Source organism: Komagataeibacter europaeus LMG 18890 (assembly GCF_000285295.1).
GTDB lineage: Bacteria > Pseudomonadota > Alphaproteobacteria > Acetobacterales > Acetobacteraceae > Komagataeibacter > Komagataeibacter europaeus.
The window spans coordinates 1-1819 of the sequence record NZ_CADP01000258.1 but is presented as its reverse complement, the minus strand read 5'-3'; the positions used below and the strand labels follow the sequence as shown (position 1 = coordinate 1819).

Genomic DNA, 1819 nt, shown 5'->3' with positions numbered 1-1819 from the left:
TTTTTTCCCTGCCTCCCGTAGAGACCTTGGTAAACCCGATCTTTTCGGGAGATGCTCGGGTGAAGGAAAACTCCGTTGTATCCTGCAGGATCAGGACTGGCCCTGCAGTCGCATCGAAACGCTGGGCGGTAGCAGAAAAATGCCCTTCAAGGATTTTGTCTTCGCTTACATTTGCATTTGCAAAAAATCTATATGCTGCCTTGGTCGCAGACCAATCCTGAAATGCCGTCGGGAGAGACTTGCCCGGTCGTTCAGCAAGTGCCGCGAGCATCGTGCCCAGACGCCTGTTCAGGCGCTCGTCGCCAAGGTCAGATCCGGATATTTCCTGTATGACCCAATCCTGTACCATTCTCACACCCCGCCTGCATAAAGGTGACAGAAAAGGAATCACAACAGATTCATCTGCATCAAGCACAAAATTCAAGAACAGCAGATTTGTGGGTAACTGCAAGACTTACCGGGCGCTTACGCTGCCTATCTCCGGGATCCGGCAGGGAACAAGATCTGCAGTTATACCTTCACGGACGGTAACTGACATGCGCAAAAGGCAGTGAGAGCCATGGAACGCAAGGAAACACACGCCTCTTTTGGGGGCGTGCAGGAAGTCTGGCGACACAAGTCCGTGTCGTTGGGTGTGGAAGCAAACTTCGCGATCTACCTGCCGCCGCAGGCAAAAACTGAAAAGGTTCCCGTTCTTTACTGGCTCTCCGGTCTGACATGTACGGAGCAGAATTTCATTGGCAAGGCTGGCGCGCAACGCGTGGCCGCAGAACTGGGCATCGCCATTGTCGCGTCGGATACCAGTCCACGGGGCGTGGGTGTGGCTGATGACGATGCGTATGATCTTGGACAGGGTGCCGGATTTTACGTCAATGCGACGCAGGAGCCGTGGGCTGCGCATTATCGGATGTATGATTACGTCGTCACGGAACTTCCTGCGCTGATTGAGGCGAGCTTTCCGGTTACGCAGCAGCGAGGCATTGCGGGACATTCGATGGGTGGATTTGGCGCCATCATGATCGCGCTGCGTAATCCTGGCCGCTATCGTTCTGTGTCAGCCTTTTCACCCATTGTGGCGCCAACGCAGGTACCATGGGGTAAAAAAGCATTCAGTGCTTATCTGGGTCCGGATCGTGCCAGTTGGGCAGCCTATGACCCGCTTGAACTTGTGCGGACAGCGAAGGAAAGACTGCCTGTTCTGATAGATCAGGGTCTGGCGGACCAGTTTCTGAAAGAACAGCTCAGGCCAGAACTGTTCCAGGACGCCGCACAGAATGCAGGGCAGGAACTCATCCTGAATCTTCGTCCTGATTACGATCACAGCTATTATTTTGTAGCCAGTTTTATTGCAGATCATCTCAGATATTTCGTGAGTAAACTACGATGAATAGATTGTCAGTTTTTTGGATCTGGAATTTTCTGGCTTTGAGTGGAGATAAAATCTGTTATACCAACCGTTGATTGCTATAACCCATGAGCCCAATTGCGCAGTCCGATTGACATGATGCGCCATGGTTGATTGACGAGCTGGTTCCAGGCATGGCAGGCGATATCAACGATATCGTCATAGGTTCTGAAGATCCTGTTTGAGAGCCATGTATTGCGCAGGAACTGCCAGAGATTTTCCACCGGGTTCAGTTCAGGAGCCCGGGGAGGCAGCGGGAGAATGGTGATATTGTAGGGAACATCCAGCTTCTGACTGGTATGCCATGCGGCCTGATCCACAATGAGGACGGCGTGAGCGCCCTGCGCGACCGTGCGTGAAATCTCCGCGAGATGGAGCTGCATGCCGTGCAGGTTGCAGACAGGGAGCACGAGG

Annotated in this window: 3 protein-coding genes; 1 reads left to right on the top strand and 2 read right to left on the bottom strand. The window is 53.0% G+C overall.

Translation table 11 applies throughout. The features are described from left to right. On the bottom strand, positions 1 to 451 hold a 451-nt coding region (locus GEU01_RS21400; protein WP_198284481.1), incomplete at its 3' end, for an IS4/Tn5 family transposase DNA-binding protein. Between the two features lie 108 nt (positions 452 to 559). On the opposite strand from GEU01_RS21400, the gene fghA reads away from it, so the two are divergent. Continuing rightward, positions 560 to 1387, top strand: a complete 828-nt coding sequence (fghA, locus tag GEU01_RS21395) for an S-formylglutathione hydrolase (RefSeq protein ID WP_019087628.1) — start codon at positions 560 to 562, stop codon at positions 1385 to 1387. A 77-nt stretch (positions 1388 to 1464) separates the two neighbouring features. Here fghA and GEU01_RS21390 read toward each other — a convergent pair. Beyond that, positions 1465 to 1819 (bottom strand): transposase (locus tag GEU01_RS21390; protein ID WP_019086449.1); only part of this gene is annotated, 355 nt, incomplete at its 5' end.